This window comes from Micromonospora sp. M61, assembly GCF_018070245.1.
GTDB classification, from domain to species: domain Bacteria; phylum Actinomycetota; class Actinomycetes; order Mycobacteriales; family Micromonosporaceae; genus Micromonospora; species Micromonospora zamorensis.
This window is the reverse complement of the sequence record NZ_JAGPYA010000004.1, coordinates 43,652-67,591: the sequence shown is the minus strand read 5'-3', so window position 1 is coordinate 67,591 and position 23,940 is coordinate 43,652. Positions and strand designations below refer to the sequence as shown.

The 23,940-nt window shown below is 73.1% G+C and carries 23 protein-coding genes; 16 read left to right on the top strand and 7 right to left on the bottom strand.

Annotated elements, in window-relative coordinates:
• Window positions 1-42: 42 nt before the first annotated feature.
• Window positions 43-1,350: a hypothetical protein gene (locus KBX34_RS03650; protein WP_210923245.1), complete on the bottom strand. Its 1,308-nt coding sequence runs from the start codon at window positions 1,348-1,350 to the stop codon at window positions 43-45.
• Between the two features lie 530 nt (window positions 1,351-1,880).
• Window positions 1,881-2,480, bottom strand: coding sequence for a TetR/AcrR family transcriptional regulator (locus KBX34_RS03645; protein WP_210789937.1), 600 nt, complete (start codon window positions 2,478-2,480; stop codon window positions 1,881-1,883).
• Window positions 2,481-2,571: 91 nt separating this feature from the next.
• Here KBX34_RS03645 and KBX34_RS03640 point away from each other — a divergent pair, with 91 nt between their 5' ends.
• The 12 genes from KBX34_RS03640 (at window position 2,572) to KBX34_RS03585 (ending at window position 14,625) form a co-directional block, all read left to right on the top strand.
• The gene (locus KBX34_RS03640; RefSeq protein WP_210789934.1) at window positions 2,572-3,540 is read left to right on the top strand and encodes an NADP-dependent oxidoreductase; all 969 of its coding nucleotides are present in this window, start codon (window positions 2,572-2,574) and stop codon (window positions 3,538-3,540) included.
• Between the two features lie 234 nt (window positions 3,541-3,774).
• Complete coding sequence (locus KBX34_RS03635; protein WP_210923243.1) at window positions 3,775-4,755, top strand: DUF2804 domain-containing protein; 981 nt, start codon at window positions 3,775-3,777, stop codon at window positions 4,753-4,755.
• Between the two features lie 137 nt (window positions 4,756-4,892).
• On the top strand, window positions 4,893-5,876 hold the full coding sequence (locus KBX34_RS03630) for a zinc-binding alcohol dehydrogenase (RefSeq protein ID WP_210923242.1): 984 nt from the start codon (window positions 4,893-4,895) through the stop codon (window positions 5,874-5,876).
• A gap of 2 nt (window positions 5,877-5,878) precedes the next feature.
• Window positions 5,879-6,277 carry a 6-carboxytetrahydropterin synthase gene (locus tag KBX34_RS03625; protein ID WP_088948537.1) on the top strand — a complete coding sequence of 133 codons (399 nt, stop codon included), beginning with the start codon at window positions 5,879-5,881 and terminating at the stop codon, window positions 6,275-6,277.
• Window positions 6,277-7,356, top strand: a complete 1,080-nt coding sequence (locus tag KBX34_RS03620; RefSeq protein WP_307871324.1) for a glycosyltransferase family 4 protein — start codon at window positions 6,277-6,279, stop codon at window positions 7,354-7,356. The genes KBX34_RS03625 and KBX34_RS03620 overlap by 1 nt, the downstream gene beginning before the upstream one ends.
• Complete coding sequence (locus KBX34_RS03615; protein WP_210789929.1) at window positions 7,353-8,171, top strand: class I SAM-dependent methyltransferase; 819 nt, start codon at window positions 7,353-7,355, stop codon at window positions 8,169-8,171. The genes KBX34_RS03620 and KBX34_RS03615 overlap by 4 nt, the downstream gene beginning before the upstream one ends.
• A gap of 66 nt (window positions 8,172-8,237) precedes the next feature.
• Window positions 8,238-9,176, top strand: coding sequence for a lysylphosphatidylglycerol synthase transmembrane domain-containing protein (locus KBX34_RS03610; protein ID WP_141909709.1), 939 nt, complete (start codon window positions 8,238-8,240; stop codon window positions 9,174-9,176).
• 57 nt (window positions 9,177-9,233) lie between these two features.
• Complete coding sequence (gene ribA / locus KBX34_RS03605; protein WP_088948534.1) at window positions 9,234-9,917, top strand: GTP cyclohydrolase II; 684 nt, start codon at window positions 9,234-9,236, stop codon at window positions 9,915-9,917.
• A complete protein-coding gene (locus KBX34_RS03600; protein ID WP_210923241.1) occupies window positions 9,914-10,624 on the top strand; it encodes a dihydrofolate reductase family protein in 711 nt (236 codons plus the stop codon). The genes ribA and KBX34_RS03600 overlap by 4 nt, the downstream gene beginning before the upstream one ends.
• A gap of 146 nt (window positions 10,625-10,770) precedes the next feature.
• Window positions 10,771-11,322 carry a DinB family protein gene (locus tag KBX34_RS03595; protein ID WP_210923239.1) on the top strand — a complete coding sequence of 184 codons (552 nt, stop codon included), beginning with the start codon at window positions 10,771-10,773 and terminating at the stop codon, window positions 11,320-11,322.
• A gap of 10 nt (window positions 11,323-11,332) precedes the next feature.
• Window positions 11,333-11,791 (top strand): GNAT family N-acetyltransferase, encoded by a 459-nt coding sequence (locus KBX34_RS03590; protein WP_210789922.1) that lies wholly within the window; start codon window positions 11,333-11,335, stop codon window positions 11,789-11,791.
• A 104-nt stretch (window positions 11,792-11,895) separates the two neighbouring features.
• Entirely contained in the window at window positions 11,896-14,625 is a 2,730-nt protein-coding gene (locus KBX34_RS03585; protein ID WP_210923237.1) for an Hsp70 family protein, read from the top strand.
• A 7-nt stretch (window positions 14,626-14,632) separates the two neighbouring features.
• On the opposite strand, the gene KBX34_RS03580 is transcribed toward KBX34_RS03585, so the two are convergent.
• Window positions 14,633-15,067: a Rieske (2Fe-2S) protein gene (locus tag KBX34_RS03580; RefSeq protein WP_307871319.1), complete on the bottom strand. Its 435-nt coding sequence runs from the start codon at window positions 15,065-15,067 to the stop codon at window positions 14,633-14,635.
• Between the two features lie 151 nt (window positions 15,068-15,218).
• Between KBX34_RS03580 and KBX34_RS03575 the strand changes: the two genes are divergently transcribed.
• Complete coding sequence (locus KBX34_RS03575) at window positions 15,219-15,791, top strand: nucleosidase (RefSeq protein ID WP_210923235.1); 573 nt, start codon at window positions 15,219-15,221, stop codon at window positions 15,789-15,791.
• Between the two features lie 11 nt (window positions 15,792-15,802).
• Here KBX34_RS03575 and KBX34_RS03570 read toward each other — a convergent pair whose 3' ends face one another.
• Entirely contained in the window at window positions 15,803-16,987 is a 1,185-nt protein-coding gene (locus tag KBX34_RS03570; RefSeq protein ID WP_210923234.1) for a low temperature requirement protein A, read from the bottom strand.
• Between the two features lie 169 nt (window positions 16,988-17,156).
• Between KBX34_RS03570 and KBX34_RS03565 the strand changes: the two genes are divergently transcribed.
• From KBX34_RS03565 to KBX34_RS03555, 3 genes are all read left to right on the top strand, one after another.
• Window positions 17,157-18,020: a S1 family peptidase gene (locus KBX34_RS03565; RefSeq protein WP_210923232.1), complete on the top strand. Its 864-nt coding sequence runs from the start codon at window positions 17,157-17,159 to the stop codon at window positions 18,018-18,020.
• Window positions 18,021-18,129: 109 nt separating this feature from the next.
• Window positions 18,130-19,131 (top strand): sugar kinase, encoded by a 1,002-nt coding sequence (locus KBX34_RS03560; protein WP_307871318.1) that lies wholly within the window; start codon window positions 18,130-18,132, stop codon window positions 19,129-19,131.
• 63 nt (window positions 19,132-19,194) lie between these two features.
• Window positions 19,195-19,812: a bifunctional 4-hydroxy-2-oxoglutarate aldolase/2-dehydro-3-deoxy-phosphogluconate aldolase gene (locus tag KBX34_RS03555; RefSeq protein ID WP_210923228.1), complete on the top strand. Its 618-nt coding sequence runs from the start codon at window positions 19,195-19,197 to the stop codon at window positions 19,810-19,812.
• A 33-nt stretch (window positions 19,813-19,845) separates the two neighbouring features.
• Here the strand turns inward: KBX34_RS03555 and KBX34_RS03550 are convergent, their stop codons facing one another.
• Genes KBX34_RS03550 through KBX34_RS03540 form a run of 3 tightly spaced genes read right to left on the bottom strand, consistent with a single transcriptional unit; the run spans window position 19,846 to window position 23,920 of the window.
• On the bottom strand, window positions 19,846-22,041 hold the full coding sequence (locus KBX34_RS03550; RefSeq protein ID WP_210923225.1) for a penicillin acylase family protein: 2,196 nt from the start codon (window positions 22,039-22,041) through the stop codon (window positions 19,846-19,848).
• Entirely contained in the window at window positions 22,038-22,862 is an 825-nt protein-coding gene (locus tag KBX34_RS03545) for an ABC transporter ATP-binding protein (protein ID WP_141909701.1), read from the bottom strand. Before KBX34_RS03545 ends, KBX34_RS03550 begins: the two co-directional genes overlap by 4 nt.
• A gap of 29 nt (window positions 22,863-22,891) precedes the next feature.
• On the bottom strand, window positions 22,892-23,920 hold the full coding sequence (locus tag KBX34_RS03540; protein ID WP_099854189.1) for an iron chelate uptake ABC transporter family permease subunit: 1,029 nt from the start codon (window positions 23,918-23,920) through the stop codon (window positions 22,892-22,894).
• Window positions 23,921-23,940 lie beyond the last annotated feature (20 nt).

Genomic DNA, 23,940 nt, shown 5'->3' with positions numbered 1-23,940 from the left:
CCGCCCGCCGCGCGAGCGGTCGTCCGGGGCCCGACAGGCCGGTCAGGCGCGATTGCGACGACGCTTCACCAGCAGGAATCCCAGGCCGACCGCGAGCACTGCGGCACCGCCGCCGGCGGCGAGCGGCAAGACGGTCGAGCGACCGCCACCGGCGGTGAGCTCCTCGGAGCCGAGCTCGGTGACCGGCTCGGAGCCGTCGGTCACGGCTTCCGTGCCAGTGCTCGCGCTTGCGCTCGCACTGGGGGTGGGGGTCGGGGACGCGGACTTCGAGGGGGTCGCGTCGATGGCCGCGAGCGAATCGCCGTTGAGCGCGACCTTGACCTTCGCCTGGCCGCCGCCGGAGGAGACGACGGCGACGGACAGCTTGCTCGCCTTGTCCGTCAGTTTGGTGATGGCGTCCGCGTTCGGCGGTGCGTTGTTGGTGGCCGTCTTGTCCGCCGTCGTGGTGTCGATGAGTGACGAGGCACCGTAGGAGCCCTTGGGGACACGGTAGGCGTGGACGCCCTCGAGCTTCGCGTCGAAGTTGCCGGCCGCGTGGCGGTACTCGATGACGAGCCGGTCGCCGCCCAGGGCGATGTCCAGGGCCCGGACTCCGCTGCCCTTGCCGTGCAGGGAGCGCAGCGTGTAGACCCCCGACTTGGTGACCTTGAGAGACGCCCCGCCGTTGAGCCATCCGGCACGGATCATCTCCGGTGCGGAGAAGCCGGCCGGCCGGTACCCGCCGGCCATGATGGTCGTGTGGCTGGCGCCCCCTGACTTGCACGCGCCCAGGTTGCCGCCGGTGCACTTGACGCGACCCTGGTGCCCGAAGCCCAGGTTGTGTCCGAGTTCGTGGCCGACCACGTCGATGCCGCTGGCGGTGCCGTACAGGTTGATCCAGGTGGTCGGGCCGGGGAGGGTGGCGAGGCCGGCCCAGGGGCAGTTCGTCTTCTGTGCCGGGAAGACGATCGACAGGCTCTCGTAGTCCTTGCCCGCGACCAGGCCGCGCTTGGTGAGCTCCTCCCGGGTCAACTGGTTGATCTTGCCCTGCGGGCAGCCGGCGGCGCTGAGGTCCAGCTTGATCGGGCCGAGGAACTGCTCCGGTACGGCGGGCACCAGCGTGTACTGCCCACGCGACAACTCCGACAGGTACGACGCGGCCGAGTCGCTCTTCGCGCCGAAGTAGGTGTCCGGCGTGGACGCCTTCACCTTGTCCGGGAACTGGAAGGAGGCGTCGCTGAACTCGACCAGAACGGGGAGCATCTTCCTCTTCACCGGGGCGGCGGCCGCGGGGGTGCCGGGGAGCACGGCGGTGGTCAGCACGGCGATGCCTGTGGCCAGAGCGATGCGGCCGAGGGCAGACAGCTTCATGGGGTCCTGTTCCTTCAAGGGGGGATGCCTGGGCGCCAAGGACGCCGGTGTCCGTGGCTGTACGACTGGTTTCGGCAGCGTCGGGCCGCGCCAGCCCGGCGGAGCTGAAGCGGCTGATGACGAGGGAGTCCTGCCGGTCTCGTGCAGGGTTCGCGATGGAGCCGTGGCCGCAGGTGGAGCCGGGCCGGCCGCCCGCGCTGGACCAGTGAGCTAGGGGCGAGCAGCGAAGGGGACGATCGGGAGGAAAGAAGTCAGGAGCAGCCGAAGCTGCCGCATGCACCACATCCTATGACATCCTATGTCTGATGTCGTATGAACCTAGGGTGCATCGATGTGTCCGTCAAGTGTTCGCTCCTGGGTCGACAGACTGAACATCGCCGGGGTGGGTCGCGACCCAGGCCCAGCGCCGTCACCGCACCGCCTCGGCGCAGCGCAGGCAGCCTCGACCGAAGTCGATCGGTGAGATGCAACAGTGCGCCCGCCCCGTGGAGGGCGAGCCCGCACTGTTCGTCAGACGCTGTTTGACGGCGTCAAAGAGCGTGCGGCGGCGGGTGGGGCAGCGGGTGGGCGCCTTCTGGGCGTAGGCCGTCGAAGATGATGGCAAGGTATCGCTGCCACAGATCCGGCGAGGCGTCCGGCACGTAGCTGGTGACGTGGTTGGGCGCACACATCAGCAGGATGACGTCGGCGCCGGTGACGTCGGCCCGCACGGAGCCGTGTTCACGAGCCCGATCGACAAGCTTGTGTACGGAGCGGAACATCTGCTCGCGGGCCCTGGTGACGTCCGCGTTCAGTTCGCCGGCTTCCTGTAGGAACGTCAGGTCGCGTTGCCGTTGTTGGTCCGCAGCGACGGTGAGGAACTCCAGCAGCGCGGCACCCGGGTCCGCCGCGTCGAGCAACCGTTCGCCCACGGCGTTGAGCGCGTCAATCCGATCGAGGACGATCGCGGCGAGCAGGTCATCCTTCGTGGCGAAGTGACGGAACAAAGTGCCCTTGCCGAGACCGGCCCGCCGGGCGATGTCGGCGACCGAGACGTCAAGGCCACGCGCCGCGAACTCATCGGCGGCGGCTGCCAGTAGCAGCCGTCGGTTGCGGGCGGCGTCGGCACGCAACGGGCGGGTCGGGGTCACGTTGCCACCCTAACAAGTTGACCGCGCGGTCCGTTTATTGCTAGCTTCGCGACCGACAACATGACCGCCCGGTCCGTTTATGGAGGAACGCATGAAGGCAGTTGTCGTGACCGGCTACGGGCCGCCCGAGCAATACACCGTGGGGGAGGTGCCGGTGCCCCAGCCTGGGCCGGGGCAGATCCAGGTCCGGATCGCCGCCGCCTCGATCAACCCGGCGGACGTCCGGCTGCCCAGCGGGGACTTCCGCGACGTCGTGGCGCTGGGGTTTCCGCACGTACCCGGGAACGACTTCGCCGGCACGGTCAGCGAAGTTGGCGCTGGCGTGACGGCCTATCAGGTGGGCGACGAGATCTTCGGTCAGGCTGTGCCGCGGGCGCTGCGGGCGATGGTCGGTGCGACCCGGCCGTCGCTGAGCACCGGCTCGCTGGCCGAGTACGCGGTCTTCGAGGCCGATACCCCGTTCCTGGCGCATCGCCCAGCTGGCCTCGACATCGAGCAGGCGGCCGCGCTGCCCACCGTCGGCCTGACCGCACGGGCACTTATGGCCGTCGCCAGAGTGCAGCCCGGCGAAACCGTCCTGGTCGTCGGCGCTACCGGCGGCGTCGGAACCGCCGTGATCCCGCTGCTGGCCGCCGCGAAGGCGCGGGTGATCGCCACGGCGACCGCCACGGACGCCGCCATTCTGCGAGCTCTCGGCGCCGATGAGACCACCGGTTACGCGGAATCCGGGTACCCCTCCGACGTCGACGTCGCCTTCAACCTGACCCTGCCGAGTGACCACCTTGCCGGAGTGGCCGACGCCATCCGCCCGGGCGGACGGCTCCTCACGATCACCTACCCGGTACCGCAGCAGGAGTGGATCGGCCGCGACGACGTCGGTCTGCACTTCGTGCTGGACATGGACGGCGCGTTGGGTGGGATGCGGGAAGTCGGTGAACTGGCAATCCGCGGAGAACTACCGGCCACGATCGGCCGCCGCTACACCCTCGACCAGGGCGCTCAGGCCTGCGTCGACTTCGTCCGCCGGCACACGACCGGCAAGCTCGTCGTCACCATGTGAATCACACCGCCATTCGGAGGTTGGAGCCGCAGTTCGCCGAGAGCGTCAGGTTCACGGTGGCGTTGTTCCAGTTCAGTTCGCTCGACCCAGCCTGAACGCCTCATCCGTCAGGCTGGCTGTACAGCCAGGCCCGGCTCGCCTTTGCCACCGCGGCGATCCCCGGGCGGGCGCGCGGCGCGCAGTGTCGGCCCGTGGTCGAGGGCCTGGGAGGGTGGCGGGGCTATCGTGCACCTCGTGACCCACGAACGCGAACTGTCCTCACCTGTCGATCTGTGCCAACCGGGCGGGCGGCTCAATCCCGCGGCGGTCGGCTGGACACGCCGCCCGCTGCACACCGCGAACCTGCGCGGCTGGGGCCGGACCAAGCGGTGGGAGTACTGGGGCATCGTGACGCCACGGCACATCGTCGGGCTGGTCGCCTCGTCGCTGGACTACGCCGGCGTGCACAGCGTCTATGTGCTCGACCGGGCAAGCGGCACCGAGACGAAGGCCGACGTGGTGGTGCCGCTGGCTCGCGGGACGGTACTACCGCCGCACAGCGGCGCGGGCGAGGTTCGTGCACAGGGCGGTGGCCTGGCGATCCGGATCGCTCAGCGCCCGGACGGCACCGCCATCTCGGCGAGCGCCCCCGGAGTACGCCTGGAGGTGGACGTGCCGTTGCCGGCCGGCCACGAGTCGCTCGGCGTCGTCGTGCCGTGGAGCCCCACGCGATTCCAGTACACGGTCAAGGACGTCGGCCGCCCTGTCCTCGGCACACTGGAACTGCACGGCCAGACGTACGAGATCGGTGGGCCGGACGCGTTCGCCGTGCTGGACCACGGTCGCGGCAGATGGCCGTACGCGATCACGTGGAACTGGGCCGCCGGTGCGGCACCGGGACGGGCGATCCAGCTCGGCGGTCAGTGGACTGACGGCACAGGGGTCACCGAGAACGGCCTGTTCGTCGACGGCCGGTTGCACAAGATCGGCGAGGAACTGCGTTGGACCTACGACCGGTCGGACTGGCTTCGCCCGTGGCGGATCAGCGGGGAACGGGTCGAGGCCGAGTTCCAGCCGTTCCACGAGAAGGTTGCCCGCACCAACCTGGGTGTCGTCGCGAACGAGACCCACCAGTGTTTCGGGCACTTCTCCGGCTGGGCGAAGACGGACGACGGGACGAAGGTGAGCCTCGACGGGCTCGTCGGCTGGGCCGAGGAGGCGCGCAACCGCTGGTAGCAGTCGCGTGGTCAGCCGTCATCGGACCACTTCGAACTGTGGACACCTCCGCTCCGTGTTTATGATCGACAACCCGGGAGGGGCACGGAAGCCTGGCGGCTCGGTGCGGCCTCGAGTAAGAGGTGAGGTGCGCGACGGTGAACCGCGAGGCGTACGCCTGCTGGGTGCGTGAGCCCGGCGCGGCGGAGATCCGGCCTGTGACGCTGCCCGCTCCGGGGCCCGACGAGGTGCTGGTCCGAGCCCGGTACTCGGGGGTCAGCCGGGGCACCGAGACGCTGGTCTTCGCCGGCCGGGTGCCCGCCGACCAGCACGCCGCCATGCGCGCGCCCTTTCAGGAGGGTGACTTCCCCGGCCCGGTGAAGTACGGCTATCTCAGTGTCGGCGTGGTCGAGCAGGGCCCGCCGGACCTGCTCGGGCGCACGGTCTTCTGCCTGCACCCGCACCAGAGTGCGTACGTCGTGCCGGTCACCGCCGTGGTGCCCGTGCCGGACGGGGTGCCTCCGGCCCGGGCGGTGCTCGCCGGCACGGTGGAGACCGCCGTCAACGCGCTGTGGGACGCGGCACCACTGGTCGGCGACCGGGTCACCGTCGTGGGTGCGGGCATGGTGGGCTGCTGTGTCGCCGCGCTGCTCGCCCGTTTTCCCGGCGTGCACGTCGAGCTGGTCGACACCGACGCCCGGCGGGCCGGGGTGGCCGGCGCGCTCGGTGTCGAGTTCGCCCAACCGGACGACGCGACCGGCGACCGGGACCTGGTGGTGCACGCCAGCGCCACCAGTGCCGGCCTGCAACGCTCGCTGGACCTGCTCGCGCCGGAGGGCACTGTCATCGAGCTGAGCTGGTACGGCGACCGCCAGGTGCAGGTGTCGCTGGGTGGGGCGTTCCACTCCGGCCGGTTGAGCGTACGCAGCAGCCAGGTCGGCATGGTCGCGCCCGCCCGGCGTGGGCGGCGCAGCTACGCCGACCGGCTGGCGCTCGCCCTCGACCTGCTCGACGACCCGGCCTTCGACGCCCTGATCACCGGTGCGTCCCGGTTCGCGGAGCTGCCCGACGTGCTTGCCAGACTGAGCACGGGCGACCTGCCCGCGCTCTGCCACCTCATCACCTACGACGACGGGGAGTGACAGTGTTCAGCGTGACCGTTCGGGATCACATGATGATCGCCCACAGTTTCCGGGGCGACGTGTTCGGCCCGGCCCAGCGTCTGCACGGAGCCACCTTCGTGGTGGACGCGACGTTCCGCAGGCCCGACCTGGACGCCGACGGAATCGTGGTCGACATCGGCCTGGCCACCGAGCAGCTGCGGGCCGTGCTGGGCGAGCTGACCTACCGCAACCTCGACGACGAGCCGGCCTTCGCCGGGGTGAACACGACCACCGAGGTGCTGGCCCGCACCATCGCGGACCGGCTGGTCGAGCGGGTCCACGCCGGTGACCTGGGCGCGGGGGCGCGTGACCTCACCGGCATCACCGTCACCCTGCACGAGTCGCACATCGCCTGGGCGAGCTACGAGCGTTCGCTGTGATCGATGCCGGTCGGACGGCGTCCACCGGCGGGTCGGACACGACCTTCCGCACGGTGCACGTCGTCCTGCCCGGTGACATCGACGACGTGGCCACTCCCAGCGGTGGCAACACGTACGACCGGCGGGTCTGCGCGGGGCTCGGTGAGCGCGGCTGGTCGGTGCGCGAGCACCCGGTGCCCGGCGCGTGGCCGGCCCCCGACCCGGTCGACCGGGCGAAGCTGACCGAGCTGCTCGACGCCACGCCCGACGACGCCGTGGTGCTGCTCGACGGCCTGATCGCCTCGACAGTGCCGGACCTGCTCGTGCCGCATGCCCGCCGGCTGCGCCTGGTCGTCCTCGTGCACCTGCCGTTCGACGACGAGGCGGAGGCCCGGGCGCTGACCACCGCCCGGGCCGTCGTCACCACCAGCGAGTGGACCCACCGTCACCTGGTGGCGCGCCATCCAGCGCTCGCCGACCGGATCCGGGCGGCCCCTCCCGGTGTGCGGCCGGCACCGCCGGCACCCGGCTCGGTCACCGGCGACCGGCTGCTCTGCGTCGCGGCCGTCACCCACCACAAGGGGCACGACGTGCTGGTCGACGCGTTGTCCACGCTGGTCGGGCTGCGCTGGACGATGGTGTGCGCGGGCACCCTGAACCGGGAGCCGGACCTCGTGCGGCGGCTGCGGGAACGGCTCACGGGCGCCGGCCTCACCGAGCGGGTGCGCCTCGTCGGTCCGCTGACCGCAGCGGCGCTGGACGCCGCGTACGCCGACGCCGACCTGCTGGTCCTGCCGTCGCGGGGCGAGACGTACGGCATGGTCGTCACCGAGGCGCTGGCGCGCGGCCTGCCGGTGCTCGCCACCGAGGTCGGCGGGTTGCCGGAGGCGCTCGGTCACACGCCCGGCGGTGACCGGCCGGGCCTGCTCGTCGCCCCGGACGACCCCGCCGCGCTGGCCAACGCGTTGACCCGCTGGCTGACCGACGACCCGCTGCGGGCCCGACTGCGGCGTGCCGCACTGGCCCGGCGCGACACCCTGACCGACTGGCCGGTGACCACCGCGTTGCTGGCCGCCGCGCTGGAGGAGGTGGCGGGATGACCGTCGAGGAGACCCTGCCGTTCGCCGACTGGCTGCGACTGCGGGAGCCGGCCGACGCGGCGGCGCGTGCCGAGGACCTGCTGGACGCCGTTCGCCCTCGACTGGCCGGTGACGCCCCGACGGTGATCCACGACCTGGGCAGCGGCACCGGCTCGATGAGCCGCTGGGTGGCACCCCGCCTGCCCGGCCCGCAGCACTGGGTGCTGCACGACCGCGACGCAGACCTGCTGGCCCGCGCCGCCAAGGGCATGACCGGGGTGACCGCCTCCGACGGCGCCCCGGTCACCGTGAGCACCCGCTGCGGTGACCTCACCCGGCTGAGCGCCGCCGACCTGGCCGATGCTTCGCTGTTCACCGCGTCCGCGCTGCTGGACATGCTCAGCGTCGAGGAGATCGAGCGGGTGGTGGCCGCCTGTGTGGGCCGGCCGACCCTCTTCGCCCTCTCGGTGACCGGGCGGGTCCGGTTCACCCCGGCCGATCCACTGGACGCGGTGGTCGAGGCCGCGTTCAACGACCACCAACGGCGTACGGTCGACGGCCGGCGGCTGCTCGGCCCGGACGCCGTCACCGCCACCGTCGCCGCGTTCGCCCGGCGGGGCGTGCACGTGCGGGAACGGCCCAGCCCGTGGCGGCTGGGCCCGGAGCACGCCGACCTGGCCGCCGAGTGGTTCCGGGGCTGGCTGGGCGCGGCCTGCGAAGAGCGTCCCGACCTGGCCGGCCCGGCCGAGGCGTACGCCCAGCGTCGGCTGGCCGACGCGGCGGCCGGGCGGCTCACCGTCCTGGTCGAACACACTGACCTCCTCGCCGACGGATGAACCGTTCTCACCCTGGGTACGTGGACTAGGGCAAGTGGACGATCTTCAAGGGGAGGGCCGACGCCGATGTTCTGGGCCTGGGCACGAGTGGTCGGTGGGGTGGGTCTGCTCGCCGTCCTGTTGTGGCAGGTGGGCACCGGCCCGTTCCTCGCCGGGGTGCGACTGATCGACGCGCCGGCGCTGGCTGCGGCGCTGGTCATCGGGGTGCTCACCACTGTCTGCGCGGCGTGGCGGTGGAGCCTGGTCGCCGGTGGCCTGGGCGTGCGGCTGCCGCTGGCCACCGCCGTGGCGCACTGCTACCGGGCCGTGTTCCTCAACGCCACCCTTCCCGGCGGTGTGCTCGGCGACGTGCACCGGGCGGTCCGCCACGGCCGGGACGCCGGTGACGTCAGCCGGGGCATCCGCGCGGTGGTCTGGGAACGCACCGCCGGGCAGGTGGTGCTGGTCGGCGTCGCGCTGGTGGTGCTCGCGGCCTTCCCGTCCCCGGTGCGGCCGTACCTGCCGGTCGCCGCCGGGCTGCTGCTCGCGGGCGGGCTGGTCACCGTGCTGCTGGCCCGGGCCGTGCCGAACGCCGGCCCCTCGCGCTGGGCGCGGGCGATGCGCACCGCCGTGGCGGACGTGCGGTCCGGGTTGCTGGCCCGGCGCACCTGGCTCGGCGTGCTGATCGCCTCCGCGGTGATGGTCGCCGGTCACCTGGCCACCTTCCTGGTGGCGGCACGTACCGCCGGATCGGACGCCCCGCTGTCGCGACTGCTGCCGTTGACGCTGCTCGCCCTGCTCGCCATGGGCCTGCCGTTGAACGTCGCCGGCTTCGGCCCGCGCGAGGGGGTGGCCGCGTGGGTGTTCGGCGCGGCCGGCCTGAGCGCGGCCGAGGGCGTCGCCACCGCCACCGTCTACGGTGCACTGATCCTGGTCGCCAGCCTGCCCGGAGCGGCCGTGCTGCTGGCCCGGCGCAATCGAGTTCCGGCCGCCGCCCGGGAAGCCGCCCCCGTCGGCGGCTGTTGAGTCGGTTGTGAGACGTACGCGTCGCCGCGCGTCGGCGGCGCCGGACAAAGGAGTCCCATGCCCGAAGCATTGCCGGTCGCCACGATCCGTACGCAGGTCACGGTGCCATTGACGTTTCCCGACGGCTACTCCACGACGGTCCGGGTGTTCTCGTTCAAGGGGCTGGTGGACGGCCGGGAGCACCTCGCACTCGGTCTCGGCGACTGGGCGGGCGCTCTGGACCGGCTCGCCGCCGGGGGAGAGCCCCCGTTGGTCCGCCCGCACAGCGAGTGCCTGACCGGCGACGTGTTCGGCAGCCAACGCTGCGACTGCGGGCCGCAGTTGCGCGAGGCGGTGCAGCGGATCACCGAAGCCGGCGGTTTCCTGCTCTACCTGCGCCAGGAGGGTCGCGGCATCGGCCTGTACGCCAAACTCGACGCGTACGCGTTGCAGGACGCCGGGCTGGACACCTACCAGGCCAACGTGGCGCTGGGCCGGGGCGAGGACGAGCGGGACTACACCGCCGCCGCGCAGATGCTGGCCACGCTGGACGTGCCGCGGATCCGACTGCTCAGCAGCAACCCGGACAAGGCCGAGCAGCTGACGAAGCTGGGCGTGGACGTCGCCGAGCGGGTGCCCACCAGCGTGTTCCTCTCCCCGGCCAACGCCGACTACCTGGCGGCGAAGGCGGCCAAGGCGGCGGAGGCCGAGGCGGCGGAAGCGCTCACGAGTGGCACCTCCGACCGGGCTGGCCCCCGATGAGCTGCCAGCCGGAGCCCCCGCGACCGTACGTGCTGCTCAGCTGCGCGGCCTCGATCGACGGCTACATCGACGACGCCTCCGAGCAACGCCTGCTGCTGTCCAACGACGACGACCTGGACCGGGTCGACGCGGTCCGGGCCAGTTGCGACGCGATCCTGGTCGGTGCCGGCACCGTCCGCCGCGACGACCCGCGGCTGCTGGTGCGCTCGCCGAGTCGGCGGGCGGAGCGGGCCGCGTCCGGCCGACCCGAATCACCCACCAAGGTCACGCTGACCGCCCAGGGTGATCTCGACCCGACCGCCCGCTTCTTCACCGCCGGTGATTCGACCCGGCTCGTCTACTGCGCCACCGACGCGGTCGAGAAGACCCGGGAGCGCCTCGGTCGCCTCGCCACCGTCATCGACGCGGGCGAGCCGGTCGACCCTGGATGGCTGTTGACCGACCTGGCCGCGCGGGGTGTGCAGCGGCTGATGGTGGAGGGCGGCGGGACGGTGCACGCCCAGTTCCTCGCCGCCGGTCTCGCCGACGAGCTGCACCTGGTGGTCGCCCCGTTCTTCGTCGGCGACGGGCGGGCGCCCCGGTTCGTCGGCGAGGGTCGCTTCCCCTGGCACCCGGGCCGCCGCGCCCGGCTGGCCGAGGCCCGCCAGATCGGCGACGTGGTCCTGCTCCGCTACGCCCTCTCCGCGCGCTGCGCCGCCGACTCCTGATCGTCGCGTTGGGCCCGCGCCGGCGGGGTACTCGCTGCGAGCGTGATGACTGTGCGGCATCTTGATGCCGCACAGTCATCACCCGCACGGGCCGGTGGGTGCTTAATCTGTCGACGGCGACGTCGGTGCCCCGACAGAATCCTCGGATGTCCGTAACGTCCATTGCCCTCCTGCGCTGGCAGTTCGACCTGACGTGGGCGCTGTTCGAGTACCACCTCGAACGACTCGAAGCCGACGACTTCCTCTGGGAGCCGGCCCTGCACTGCTGGGCGGTCCGGCGCAGCGCCGACGGCACCTGGACGCCGGACTGGGCCGACACCGAACCCGACCCGGTCCCGGTGCCGACGATCGGCTGGCTCACCTGGCACATCGGCTGGTGGTGGACGGTGACGATGGATCATCTCCGGGGTGCGCCACCGCGCCAGCGCACGGCCGTGGTCTGGCCCGGCGCGGGCGAGCCGAGCGTCACGTGGCTGCGGGGCCTGCGCACCGAATGGCGGGGCCTGCTCGACCACCTCACCGACGCCGACCTCGACGGCAACGCGACGTTCCCCTGGCCGGGCGGGACCGACCACACGGTCACGCACACGATCGGCTGGGTCAACGCCGAGCTGATGAAGAACGTCGCGGAGATCGGTCAACTCCGGCTCCTGCGAGCGGCCGACGTGCAAACGACCAACGAGAGGGTCGGTGGATAGGGTGGCCGGCGTGCCGCGACTCGTGCAGATCACCCCGGACAACGTCGAAGCCGCATGCCGGGTGAGTGTGCGGCCGGACCAGGAGAAGTTCTCGTCCCCGGTCGCCTGGTCCCTCGCCGAGGCGTACGCGCAGCCCGAGGTCGCGTGGCCACGTCTGATCGTCGAGGGTGACGAGATCGTCGGCTTCTTGATGGGCTTCTTCGACATCGTGTGGGACCCGGCCCGACCGGACGACCTGCGCTCGGGCCTGTGGCGCCTGAACATCGCCGCCGAGCACCAGGGCCGCGGGTACGGCCGCTTCGCGGTGGACGCCGTGCGTGCGGAGGCTCGCCGACGAGGGCACGACCGCGTCTTCACGACGTGGCATCCGGGGGCGGACGGCCCGGAGCAGTTCTACCTGAAGCTCGGCTTTCGCCCCACCGGGGAGAGCAGCGACGGGGAGGTCGTCGGCGAACGTTCCACGCACTGAGCGGACGATCCCGACCGTCCCCTGACCGACTGATCAGCGCGGCGGCGCGGCCTGCGTACGATGCGGGGTCGAGTTCCCCTCGTCGCGGCGGAGGTATCGGGCAGATGGCAGGCCAGCACGAGGGTTTCGCCCTCGGCGTCGACCTTGGTACGTCCAACACCGTCGCAGTGCTGCGCTGGCCCGACGGGCGCACCCGTCCGCTGTTGATGGACGGTCAACCGCTCAGCCCCTCCGCCGTGTACGCCGACCCGGACGGCACCCTGCACACCGGGTGGGACGCCCGGCGGTTGGCGCAGGCGGACCCGGCCCGGTTCGAGGCGAACCCGAAGCGCCGGGTGGACGAGCCGACCATTGTGCTCGGCGACCGCTCGTACCCGCCGGCCGACCTGCTCGCCGCGGTGCTGGCGTCGGTCGCGCGGGCCGCGGTGGGCACCGTCGGTTTCCTGCCCCCGGCCGTTCTCACCTGCCCGGCCGCCTGGGACGCGACGCGACGGCAGGTGCTCGCCGACGCCCTGCTGCTGGCGGGGTGGCCGCAGGTGGCCGAGCACACCCTGGCCGGGCCGACGCCGCCGGGCACCCGGCTGCTGCGGGAGCCGGTGGCCGCCGCCCGCTACTACACGCAGGTGCTGCATCGTCCGGTGCCGGTCGGCGGCGCGATCGCGGTGTTCGACTTCGGTGGCGGCACGCTCGACGTCGCGGTGCTGCGCAACGAGGGCGCCGACCCGTGGGGTGACTCCGGCTTCAGCGTGGTCGCCGACGGTGGTCTGCCCGACCTGGGCGGTCTGGACCTCGACGCGGCCCTGGTGCGGCGGGTCGGTGAGCTGGTCGGTGAACGGCACGCCGCGCAGTGGGCCCGGCTGGCCCGGCCGGCGGACCCGGCGCAGCGCCGCGACCAGGTGCGGTTCTGGGACGAGGTACGGGGTGCGAAGGAGACGTTGTCCCGCTCCACTGTCGCGCCGGTCGCCGTGCCGGGGGTGGCCGATACGGTCCAGCTGACCCGGGCGGACGTCGAGCGGGCGGCCACGCCGTTGCTGCGTCGGGCGGTGGAGCGGGCCCGGGAGGTGATCGCCGCGGCCGGTCTCAGCCCCGACCAGCTCGCCGGGCTGTTCCTCGTCGGCGGCTCGTCACGGATCCCGCTGGTGGCCCGGATGCTGCACGCCGAGCTGGGGGTCGCCCCGACCGTGCTGGACCAGCCGGAGCTGCCGGTGGCCGAGGGCGCACTGACCGACCTGCCGCTGCGTAAGCCGCTGCCCGCCCCGGCGTACGCGGGACCACCGCCCGCGCCGGGCCCTGTGAGCCCGCCCGCGCCGGGCCCTGTGAGCCCGCCCGCGCCGGGCCCCGTTAGCCCGCCCGCACCGGCCGGAGCCGCCGCGCCGGTCGTACCGTCGCAGCCCTGGCCGGGGTCGACCCCGCCGGCGGGCCCGCCTCCCGGGCCGGGTTGGGCCGCAGCGGCCCCGACCCTGCTGGCGGGTGGGCCGCGCTGGCGGCGGGCGCGCTGGGTGGTGCTCGGCGCGGTGCTGGCCCTGGTCGGGGTGGGCGCCGCGGCGACGATCTACCTGACCCGTGACCGCTACCCGGATCTGGAGTTCGGGTCGTTGCGTGAACTGTCCCGGCCCAAGGCCGGGACCGAGCGGCCGGCCGGCATGTGGACGGCGATGCTCGGCGACCGGGCCTACCTCGGGTTCCCGCTGCCGGACGACCGGCTGGAGGTGGTGGCCGTCGACACCGCAACCGGCGACGAGCTGTGGCGCGAGCAGACCGACGCGCGGGCCGACGACTGGGAGGCGATCATCGCCGTCCCGGGGGCGGTCGCGGTTCTCGCCGACGCGTCGGGCGACAGCACCCCGCGCCCGCTGGCCGTGCTCGACGCGCGTACGGGCGAACAGCGCTGGCAGCGGTCGGTCCGTGGTGACGACAACGTCTACTTCGCCGACGACACGGCGGTTCTCGTGGACCGGACCGCCGCCCAACTGGTCGGCCTGCGCCTGAGCAACGGCACTCAGAAGTGGGCCCAGCCCACCCCCCGCGACCAGTTCGACGGCAGCCGCACAGTGGTCCGGCCGGTGGGCACCGCGAAGGCGGCGGGCGGGCCGGCCTTCCTCGACGGCACGCCCCGTAACTCGTGGACGGGCAAGGGGCGGCAGCTCATCCAGGTCGGCGCGGACCGGTCGGTGCGGCTGCTCGACATGACGTCCGGCAAGGTGCTGCGCCGCTGGGGCAGTGTCGCCGACCTGGACGACCTGGTGGTCGCGCACGAGGACCGCCTGTACGTGGCCGGCAACGACGGCGGATACCAGCTGCTGTCGTACGACCTGGGTTCCGACGCGGCGCCGGTGGTGCTGCACCGGGCGGGCAACGACGACTACCGCCCGAAGGGACTGGTGGCCTGCGGCGAGCGGCGGGCCTGCCTGTTGCAGGTGCCGAACAACGACACCGCGCGCACCGAGGTGGTGGCGGCGACCGAGGGTAAGCCCGCGATCCGCTGGTCGGCACCTGGCGTGACCGACCTGGTCCCGTTGGGTGAGCGGCTGCTCGCCCAACGGGAGTACCCGGACCCGACCGTCACCCTCTTCGACGCCTCCGGCAAGCCGGTGCTGTCCGACCGGGGCGGTGTGGCGGTCCGGCTGGACGAGGGCAACCTGCTGGTCTTCGCCAAGGCACCCAGTGTGGTCGCGGACAACCGCGTACTGGCCGGTGTGTGGGCCGAGTCCGGTGAGGTGGACGAGTTGGGCGAGCTGAAGGACGTCCGCAGCGCGTCCTGTTCGTGGAACACCCACGTGATCGCCTGCGGCGCGGAGAAGGACTTCGTGCTCTACCGCTTCGCCGAAGACTGACCGAACGTCAGGCGCGCACGATGGTCGTGCCGTCGACGCGGACCGGGATCTCCGTCAGGCCCTTCGTGGCTGGCCCGCCCAGTCGGGCACCGTCGCCGGCGGAGAAGGTCGAGTTGTGCGCGGGGCAGGTGATCACCCCGTCGCGGGGTGCGCCGACGCGGACGCCCTGGTGCGGGCAGGTCGCGTCGTAGGCCTTGAAGGTGCCGGCCTCCGGCTGGACGACCAGGACGCCCTCGGCGACCGTGCCGCCACCGACCGGAACGTCCCCGGTGCGGGCCAGCACGGTGCCGGGCGCAGTGGACGCCGGACCGCCCGTCGGGCTGTCACCGGCGCCGCAGGCGCTCAGCAGCCCGGCGGCACCGAGGGCGCCCGCCCCGGTCAGCAGACCGCGCCGGCTCAGGCACCAGCGGTTGTCGCGCAGGAACTCCTGTCCGTCGTACACCGTCGTCACCTCTCCGTCGGCGGACCGGACCGCCGTCGCCCGGTTGCTCGCCGGTTCAGCCTGCCGCACCCGGCTGAACGCGCGATGCGTCCCCGCTGAGCGGTGGCTGGGTGCGGTTGGTGGTCGAGGAGCCGGCTCGTACGATGCTCCGGTGAATCTTCGGGGTACGGTCCGCGCCGATCGTCCGCTGGTGGTGCTCGCCGTCGGGGAGGAGGCCCGCTACCTGCCGCCCGACCTGCCGGTGCTGCTCACCGGCATGGGCAAGGTGAACGCCGCCAGCGCGGTGGCGGCGGTGCTGGCCGCCGAGCCACGACCGCGCCTGCTGCTCAACCTGGGCACGGCCGGGGCGTTGCGCCCCGGGTGGGCCGGCATCCACGAGGTCGCCACAGTGCTCCAGCACGACCTGGACACCGACCTGCTGCGGACGCTCACCGGCGAGACCTACGGGGCGCCACTGTCGCTGGCCACCGAGGGCGCGGTGCTGGCCACCGGTGACACGTTCGTGGCCGACGACGCCGCCCGGGACCGGTTGGCGCAGCGCGCCGACCTGGTCGACATGGAGGGGTACGCGGTGGCGTGGGCCGCCGCGCAGGCCGGTGTGCCGTGCCGAGTGGTCAAGCAGGTCAGCGACGAGGCGGGGGAGGGCGCGGCCCGGACCTGGAAGGAGTCGGTGGACGCGTGTGCCCGGGACCTCGCCGAGTGGGCCGGCCGACACATCGCCTGACCCGGCGGAGGTCAGTCGTCGGATCGCCGCATCCGCAGGCCCGGTGTGGTCTCCCGGACCGCTCCGGGAGTCAGGACGTGACCGGCGAGCCCGAGCGCCACGGCCGCGGTGACCAGCAGCGGTGGCCAACTCCCGGCCCATGGCAGCGCCAGCAGCGGGAGGGGCAGCCAGAACATTCGCCGCCACGGCACGACCATTGATATCAGCAGGGTGAACAGGATGCGCCCGATCACGAACAGCGCCGGGCCACCCATGATCAGTAAGAGCCACCCCACCGGCGTCGTGCCGGTCGGCCGGGTGACGACCAGGTCGAACGAGGCCGCCGTGCCGACCACGCCGACCAGCATCACCAGATGGGTGTACGGAGCCACCCGGGCTGGCCGGCCCGACTTCGGCCCGGCCCCGGCCTCCAACAACTCGCCGGCCCGGAAGACGTAGACCTGCCAGAGCAGCAGCATCATGGCGAATGCGCCGAACAGTGCGGTGACGCGCAGACCGGCCAGCTCGCCCTTGCTGACCTGCAGCGTGGGCACCAGGATGATGTCGCCGAGGGCCAGGATGACGAACTGCTGGTACCGCTCGCCCAGGTGCCCGGTGGTGCGCTCGTACTGGTCGAGAGGCACCCGACCGACCCGGGGAGTCGGGTAGCGGGCCGCTGCGGAGACCAGGTCGATCGTGATGGCGATGGCCCAGAGGCCCCAGTTGACCGTGCCGGACACCGCGCCGGTGATCCAGAAGACGCCGGACACCACGAACCAGAACAGGAACCGGGTGGCCCGGATCATGGCCGACCGGTGTCGTTGCCGGTGCAACGACGTGACCAGGACGATGCCGCGAATCACGTGCGTGCCGACGTACGAGATCGCGAAGACCATCGCGTGCCCGTCGGAGACCATCGGCAGCGACGCCGCCATCCCCACCGACCCGACCATGGCGACCATCAGGATGAGCTGGATCGGCCGCTGCTGCGGGTCGTAGAACTCGGTCGTGGTCGAGGTGACCGACCAGGTCCACCAGATCGCCGTCAACATCAGCAGCACCATCGCCGCGCGCGACCAGGAGTGGTGTCCCGCCAGCAGCGTCGAGGTCAGCGCGAGCGAGGCCACGAAGACCACGTCGAAGAGCAACTCCAGCAGCGTGGCCCGGGTCGACCCGTCCGGCCGGCGTACCAGTGCCGCGGTGCCTCCGGTGGTCATGCCCGGCCTCCCGCCGTCTCCCGAGGATTATCGGCGGCGTCGGCGCGACCCGTCCCCGGATCGGCGATTCTCGCGGGTCGGGGAAGGGGACGGCCGAAGGTTGCCACCGCGTCGGACGCCGGGCGATGCTGAACGGCATCCATCTATCTCGATCTCTGCGGAGGCCTGGATGCGCCGCTCCCCGCTCGTCGCCCTCGTCCTGACCGTCCTCCTGCTCGTCGCACCCGGCGCGGCGCAGGCCGCCGTCCCCGACCGGGCCGCCGCGCCCGCCGCCGATCCGGCGGCCGTGTTGGCCGGGGTACGCACCGCCGGCACCGCCTGGGGCCTCGACCCCGCCACCGGCCGGATGACCCTCACCGTCGACGACACCGTGACCCCCGCCGAGCTGAGGGCGCTGCGGGCGACAGCCGACCGGGCCGGCGCGCTGCTGCGCCGCGAACCCGGAACCCTGCGCACGCTGATCGCCGCCGGGCAGGGCATCTACGGCGGTGGTGGCGGTCGCTGCTCGCTCGGCGCGAACGTGCGCAGCGGCAGCACCTACTACGTCATCACCGCCGGGCACTGCACCACCACCGCCAGCACCTGGTATGCCGACAGCGCCCAGACCACAGTGCTGGGCACCCGCACCGCCACCAGTTTCCCCGGCAACGACTACGGGCTGATCCGCTACACCGGCCGGATCGCGCATCCGAGCGCGGTCTACACCTACCCCGGACTGCTGCCCATCAACGGTCCCGCCAACGCGTACGTCGGTCAGGCGGTGTGTCGCAGCGGTGTGACCACCGGGGTGCGGTGCGGCACCGTCACCGGTCTGAACCAGACCGTCAACTACTCCAACGGGGTGATCTACGGCCTGATCCGTACCAACATCTGCGCCGAGCCGGGGGACAGCGGCGGACCGCTCTACGTGGCCTCCACCGGCGCCATCCTCGGCATCCTCTCCGGCGGCAGCGGCAACTGCACCTCCGGCGGCACCACCTACTACCAGCCGATCGCGGAGGTGCTGGCCGCGTACGGGCTGACGTTGCCCTGACCCTCGGCACCGGGTTGCCCGGCTCACGCGGGACACCATAGGCTCGGCGGCGCCCAGGACTCTCGCCGCGAGGACGTGTGCGCTCATGCCGACCGACCACCGACCTGACGTGGCGTCCGTCCCGGGTGGCCTTGCGCCGGTCGAGGTGGTCGCGGTCGGCGAGACGATGGTGGTGCTCTGCCCCGCGCCGGGTGAGCCGCTGGAGCACGCCGAACGGGTCGCCGTCTCGGTGGGTGGCGCGGAGTCCAACGTGGCCGGTTACCTGGCCCGGCTGGGGCACCGGGCGACCTGGGTGAGCCGGGTCGGCGACGACCCCTTCGGTCGGGCCGTCGTCCGGCACGTCGCCGCCGCCGGCGTCCGGGTCGACCAGGTCGTCGTGGACCCGGCCGCCCCCACCGGTCTGTACGTCAAGGACCCGGGCCCGGAGGGCACCGCCGTGCACTACTACCGGGCCGGGTCGGCGGCCTCCCGGATGGCCCCGGAGACACTGGCCGACCCGAGGCTGGCCGGCGCCCGTGTGCTGCACCTGTCCGGCATCACCCCGGCGCTCTCCGCGTCCTGCCGGGCGTTGGTCGAGCACGCGGTGACCGCCCGCCCGCTGGCGGGGTCGCTGGTCAGCTTCGACGTCAACCACCGGTCCCGGCTGTGGCCCGCCGAGCAGGCCGCGCCGGTGCTGCGTGACCTCGCCAACCGCTGCGACCTGGTCTTCGTGGGCCAGGACGAAGCGGAAACGCTGTGGGGCACCACCGACCCGCTGGCCGTACGCCGGTTGTTGCCCGACCCGGAGACGCTGGTGGTCAAGGACGGCGCGGTCGGTGCCACAGCGATGTGCCGTGACGCCGAGCCGGTCTTCGTGCCCGCTCCCCGGGTGGCCGTGGTGGAGCCGGTCGGCGCCGGCGACGCCTTCGCCGCCGGCTACCTGGCCGGGCTGCTGCGCGACCTGGATCCCGTGCGGCGGTTGCGCCTCGGCCACCTGGTCGCGGCGCAGGCGTTGACCAGCAGCGGCGACAACGCCCCGGTCCCGCCGTGGGCCTGGTTCGAGAGACTGCTCGCCGCCCCCGACGAGGCCTGGTCGCCGCTCGATCTGACCGGCGCGCCAGCTCGGGTCTGAGTGGTCGGTTTCCGATCGGGCCAGCAGCCAACAGACTCACCGCGATCTCGGATGGAGTGGACCATGACCACAGCGGATTTCGACCACATCTTCGGCGGTGCCCGGGTGATGGCCATCCTGCGCGGCCTGCCGGTCGCCGAGACGGTCCGGCTCGCTGAGCGGGCCTGGGACCTCGGCATCGACGTGGTGGAGGTTCCGGTGGCCACCCCCGAGGCGGTGCCGGCCCTGCGCGCCGCCGTCCAGGCGGGCACCGAGCGCGGGCGGATCGTCGGCGCGGGCACCGTGCTCGACGTCGAGCAGGTCGCCGCCTCGGCCGACGTGGGTGCCGCGTTCACCGTCGCGCCCGGCCTGGACCTCGCGGTCGCCGACGCCGCCGCCGCGCGTGGCCTGCCGCACCTGCCCGGTGTGGCCACCCCCACCGAGGCCCAGCAGGCGCTGCGGCACGGCCTCACCTGGCTCAAGGCGTTTCCCGCGATCTCTCTCGGGCCCGCCTGGTTCAAGGCCGTCGCCGGTCCGCTGCCGCAGCTGCGGTTCGTGGCGACCGGCGGCCTGGACGCGGGCAACGCCGGCGCGTTCCTGCAAGCCGGCGTACGGGTGGTGGCGGTCGGTTCCGCCCTGTCCGACCCGGAGCAGCTGGACCGGTTGGCCGAGCTGACCACCCTCGGCGTGCCCGCGAGGTGAGCCGGCGATGGCGGGTTTGCGCCATGGCAGCGTTCAGCCGGGCGTTCGGCCTGCGCTGACGCCACCGAAATCGGCCGCTTCCTGGCGCATCCCGGGCGGCGGCCGGTCCGCGTTCCGGTCGTGGGCGTCCCGCTCCTCGACGAGCTGATCCCAGTCGGTGATCACCGGCAGCAGCTCCCCGGACAGCCAGGCGGGGCTCTGGTCGTCGTGGTGCGCGTCGCCAGGCACGCCACAGGTGCCCAGCGGGACCACCCAACGGCTGTCCTCGCGTCGGGCCAGGTCCCAGACGAAGCGCGCCGTCGGCCCCCGGAAGCACCAGTGGGTGACCCCGGGCACGCTGGAGGTGGCCAGCACACAGTCGTGATCGCCGTCGAGTCGAGGGCCCGGCCCGGGGTCCGGGTCGGGCAACGCCCGCCACGTCGCCAGCCGGTGCAGATCGCCCCAGCGCACCGGGTCTTCCGCCGCGCCGGCGACCTCGTCGGCCGCCGCACGCACCAGCGCCGCCACGTCCACGCCGGGCAGCGGTGCCGCGCCGAGCAGGTGCTCCAGCGCGTAACCGACGCGCGGCGTCAGCGCCAACCAGGGCGCGAACACCTCCGGGTACGCGGGCGGCTCGGCCAACGCGGCCAGCGCCGGATGGGCGGCGATCCGACGTACGACAGCGGCACGCAGGACGGCGAACCGCGCCGCGTCGGTGCTGTCGGCGGCCATCCGCCGGTCCCAGCGTCGCAGCCGTTCACGCAGCGTCGCGGTGGCCGGGTCGAGCCCGGTCAGCCCTTCCAGCACCGCCAGCAGGGGCTCGGCCGAGCCCAGGTACGTGTCGGTGTGCACCTCGGCCAGCCCGTCGGCCGTCCAGTCGTGACCGGCGTCGAGCAACTCGGCGATCCGATGCGCCCGGTGCGGCGGGGCGAACTCGACCCCGAGCGGTGCCGCCAACCCTCGCTCGTTGGCCATCACCGCCCGGCCGACCACCGTGGCCCGGGGCATCGGCGCGTACCAGCCCTGCCAGGCGTGCTCGGCGTCCCACCCGGGGACCACCCGTTGCCCGTTGTCCGGATGCCGCACCGGCACCGCCCCGGCGACCCGGTGCAACAGCCCGCCGCCGGTGTCCGCGGCCTGCACCACGTTGACCGGCTCCACCCAGTGCCGCAGCGCGTGGTCCACATCGGTCACGGTGCGGGCGCGCAGCAACTCCGGCAGCGTCGCGAAGCCCAGCTCCGCGCGGACCCGGGGCGGATAGCGCAGGCTGATGGCCGTCTGGTCGTCCGGCCCGCCGACGATCACCGGACCTCGGTCGGTCTCCACCACCTCGACCTCGACCGGATCCGCCCCGGCCACCTCGATCGTCTCCAGGTGGGAGTGCGCGGGCCGCCAACCGTCCGGGCCGAGGGCCTGGACCTGTCCGCCGTCCCGGCGCAGCCGCTCGGCGTACAGGTCCTGGTAGTCGGCCATCGCGTTGGTGATCGCCCAGGCCACCGCCCCGGTGTGCCCGAAGTGCGCGATGCCCGGCACACCGGGCACCGCCAGCCCGACCACGTCGTACTCCGGGCAGGCCAGCCGGATCTGCTGGTAGACGCCCGGATCCTCGAAGAACCGGTGCGGATCCCCGGCGAGCAGCGCGGCGCCGGTGCCGGTGCGTTCGGCGGCGAGCAGCCAACCGTTGCTGCCGGCGACGGACGGCCCGTCGGTGGCGAACACGTCAACCGCCTCCGGGCCGAGCTGTCGCGCCACGTGCTCCCGCCAGAGCTTGCCGGGGAAGCCCGCGAACAGGATGTGGTGGCCCAACCAGACCCCGAGCGGCGTCCACGGCTCCCACCGGCCCGGTGCCAGCCCGGTGGCGGCGAACTCCGGCGCGCGGGCCGCCCCGGCGGCGAGACCGTCGTTGACCCCGGCCACATACGCGCCCACCCACTCGGCGGTCGCCGGGTCGAGCGCCGCATGGCAGCGGCGTGCGGTGTCGTCGAGCCGGACCTGCCGGGCGAACCGGTCCCAGTCGAGCGCGTCGACGCCGAGGAATGCGGCGCTGGTGCCCTGGGCGCGGTGCCGTTCCACCTCGATCTGCCAGGCCCGGTCGTACGCGGTCACCCGGCCCTGCGCCGCCGCCAACGCGAGCGGGTCGCCGGCCCGCAGGTGCGGCACGCCCCAGGGGTCACGGAAACGCCGGGCGCCGCCGCGCCTGCCGGTCTGCTCGCTGCTGTGCTTGCTGGTTGGCTCGCTGCGCTCGCTCACGCCGGCTCCGGGGCGAGGGTGGTGGCGCGCCGCCGGGCCGCCGGCACGACCAGCGGGGTGCCGGTCTCCGGGTCGTCGATGACCCGGCAGGGCAGCCCGAACACCTCCGCCACCAGGTCGGCGGTGACCACCGACGACGGTTCCCCGGCGGCCACCACGCGCCCGTCGCGCATGGCGATCAGGTGCGTGGCGTAGCGGGCCGCGTGGTTCAGGTCGTGCAGCACCGCGACCAGCGTGCGCCCCTGCTCCTCGTGTAACCGGGCGCAGAGGTCCAGGATCTCGATCTGGTGGGCGATGTCGAGGTACGTGGTCGGCTCGTCGAGCAGCAGCAGCGGGGTCTGCTGGGCCAGCGCCATGGCGATCCACACCCGCTGCCGTTGCCCGCCGGACAGCTCGTCCACCGACCGGTCGGCGAGGTCGTCGACACCGGTCGCGGCCATCGACTCCTCGACCACCCGTTCGTCCTCGCGCGACCACTGCCGCAGCAGCCCCTGGTGGGGGTAGCGACCCCGGGCGACCAGCTCGGCGGCGGTGATCCCGTCCGGCGCGATCGACGACTGGGGGAGCAGGCCGAGAGTGCGGGCCACCTTGCGGGCCGGCAGGTCGTGGATGTCCCGCCCGTCGAGCAGCACGGTGCCGGCGCTCGGGCGCAGCATCCGGGACAGCGCGCGCAGCAGCGTCGACTTGCCGCACGCGTTCGGCCCGATGATCACCGTGAACGAGTTGTCGGGTACCGCGACGGTCAGGTTCTCGGTGATGGTGCGCTGGTCGTAGGCGAGGGTCAGCGCGGTGCCGCCGAGCCGGGAACTGCCGGGGTGCATGGGTGCTCCTTCGAGGGCGTCGCGGGTGTTCACAGCCGGCCCGCCCGGCGTTCCATCGCCAGCAGCCAGACCAGATAGCCGCCGCCGATCACTCCGGTCACCACACCGACCGGAAGCTGGTGCCCGGGAAACGCGCGCTGGGCCACCAGGTCGGCGCCGACCAGCAGCGCCGCACCGACGGCCATCGACGGCAGCAGGTTCGGGCCGGGCGCCCGGGTCAGCCGCTTCGTCACGTGCGGCGCGACCAGCGCGACGAACGACACCGGCCCGGCGGCGGCCGCCGCGAACGAGACCAGCAGCACCGCCGCCGCGAGCAGCACCAGGCGCAGCCGGCGTACCGGCACGCCCAGGGCACTGGCCGTGTCGTCACCCAACTCCATCATCCGCAGCGCCGTGCCGCATCCGATGAGCACCACGGGCGCCAGCACGACCAGGACGACGAGCAGCGGCCCGGCGTTGGCCCAGCCCCGCCCGTCCAGGCTGCCGGTGAGCCAGAGCACCGCGCGGGCGGCATCCATCAGCGGTGCCCGGGTCAGCAGGTAGCCGTTGACGCCGGTCAGGATCGCGGAAATGCCGATGCCGACCAGGATGAGCCGGAACCCGTGCACCCCGCGTCGCCAGGCGAGCGCGTAGATCACCAGGCCGGTGGCGAGGCCACCGACGACCGCGGCGCCGGCCAGCGCCAGGCTGCTGCCACCGAGCACGATTACGACCAGCGCGCCGGCCGATGCGCCCTGGGTGAAGCCGAGGATGTCCGGGCTGCCCAGCGGGTTACGGACCAGCGACTGGAACACCGTGCCGGCCAGCGACAGCGCCGCCCCGACCAGCAGGGCGGTGACCAGTCGGGGCAGTCGCAGCTCGTGCACGATGAACTGCTCCGCCGGCGTGCCGCCGCCCACGAGGGTGCGCAGCACGTCGGTCGGGCCCATCGGATAGTCACCACTGCCCAGGGCGACCAGGCCCAACCCGGCCGCGAGCACTGCCGCACCGAGACCGATGGCCATCGCGCGGGGACGGAACCGCACCGACAACCCACCGGGCGTACGCAGAACTGTCACGCCATCACTCCGCTTCGCTG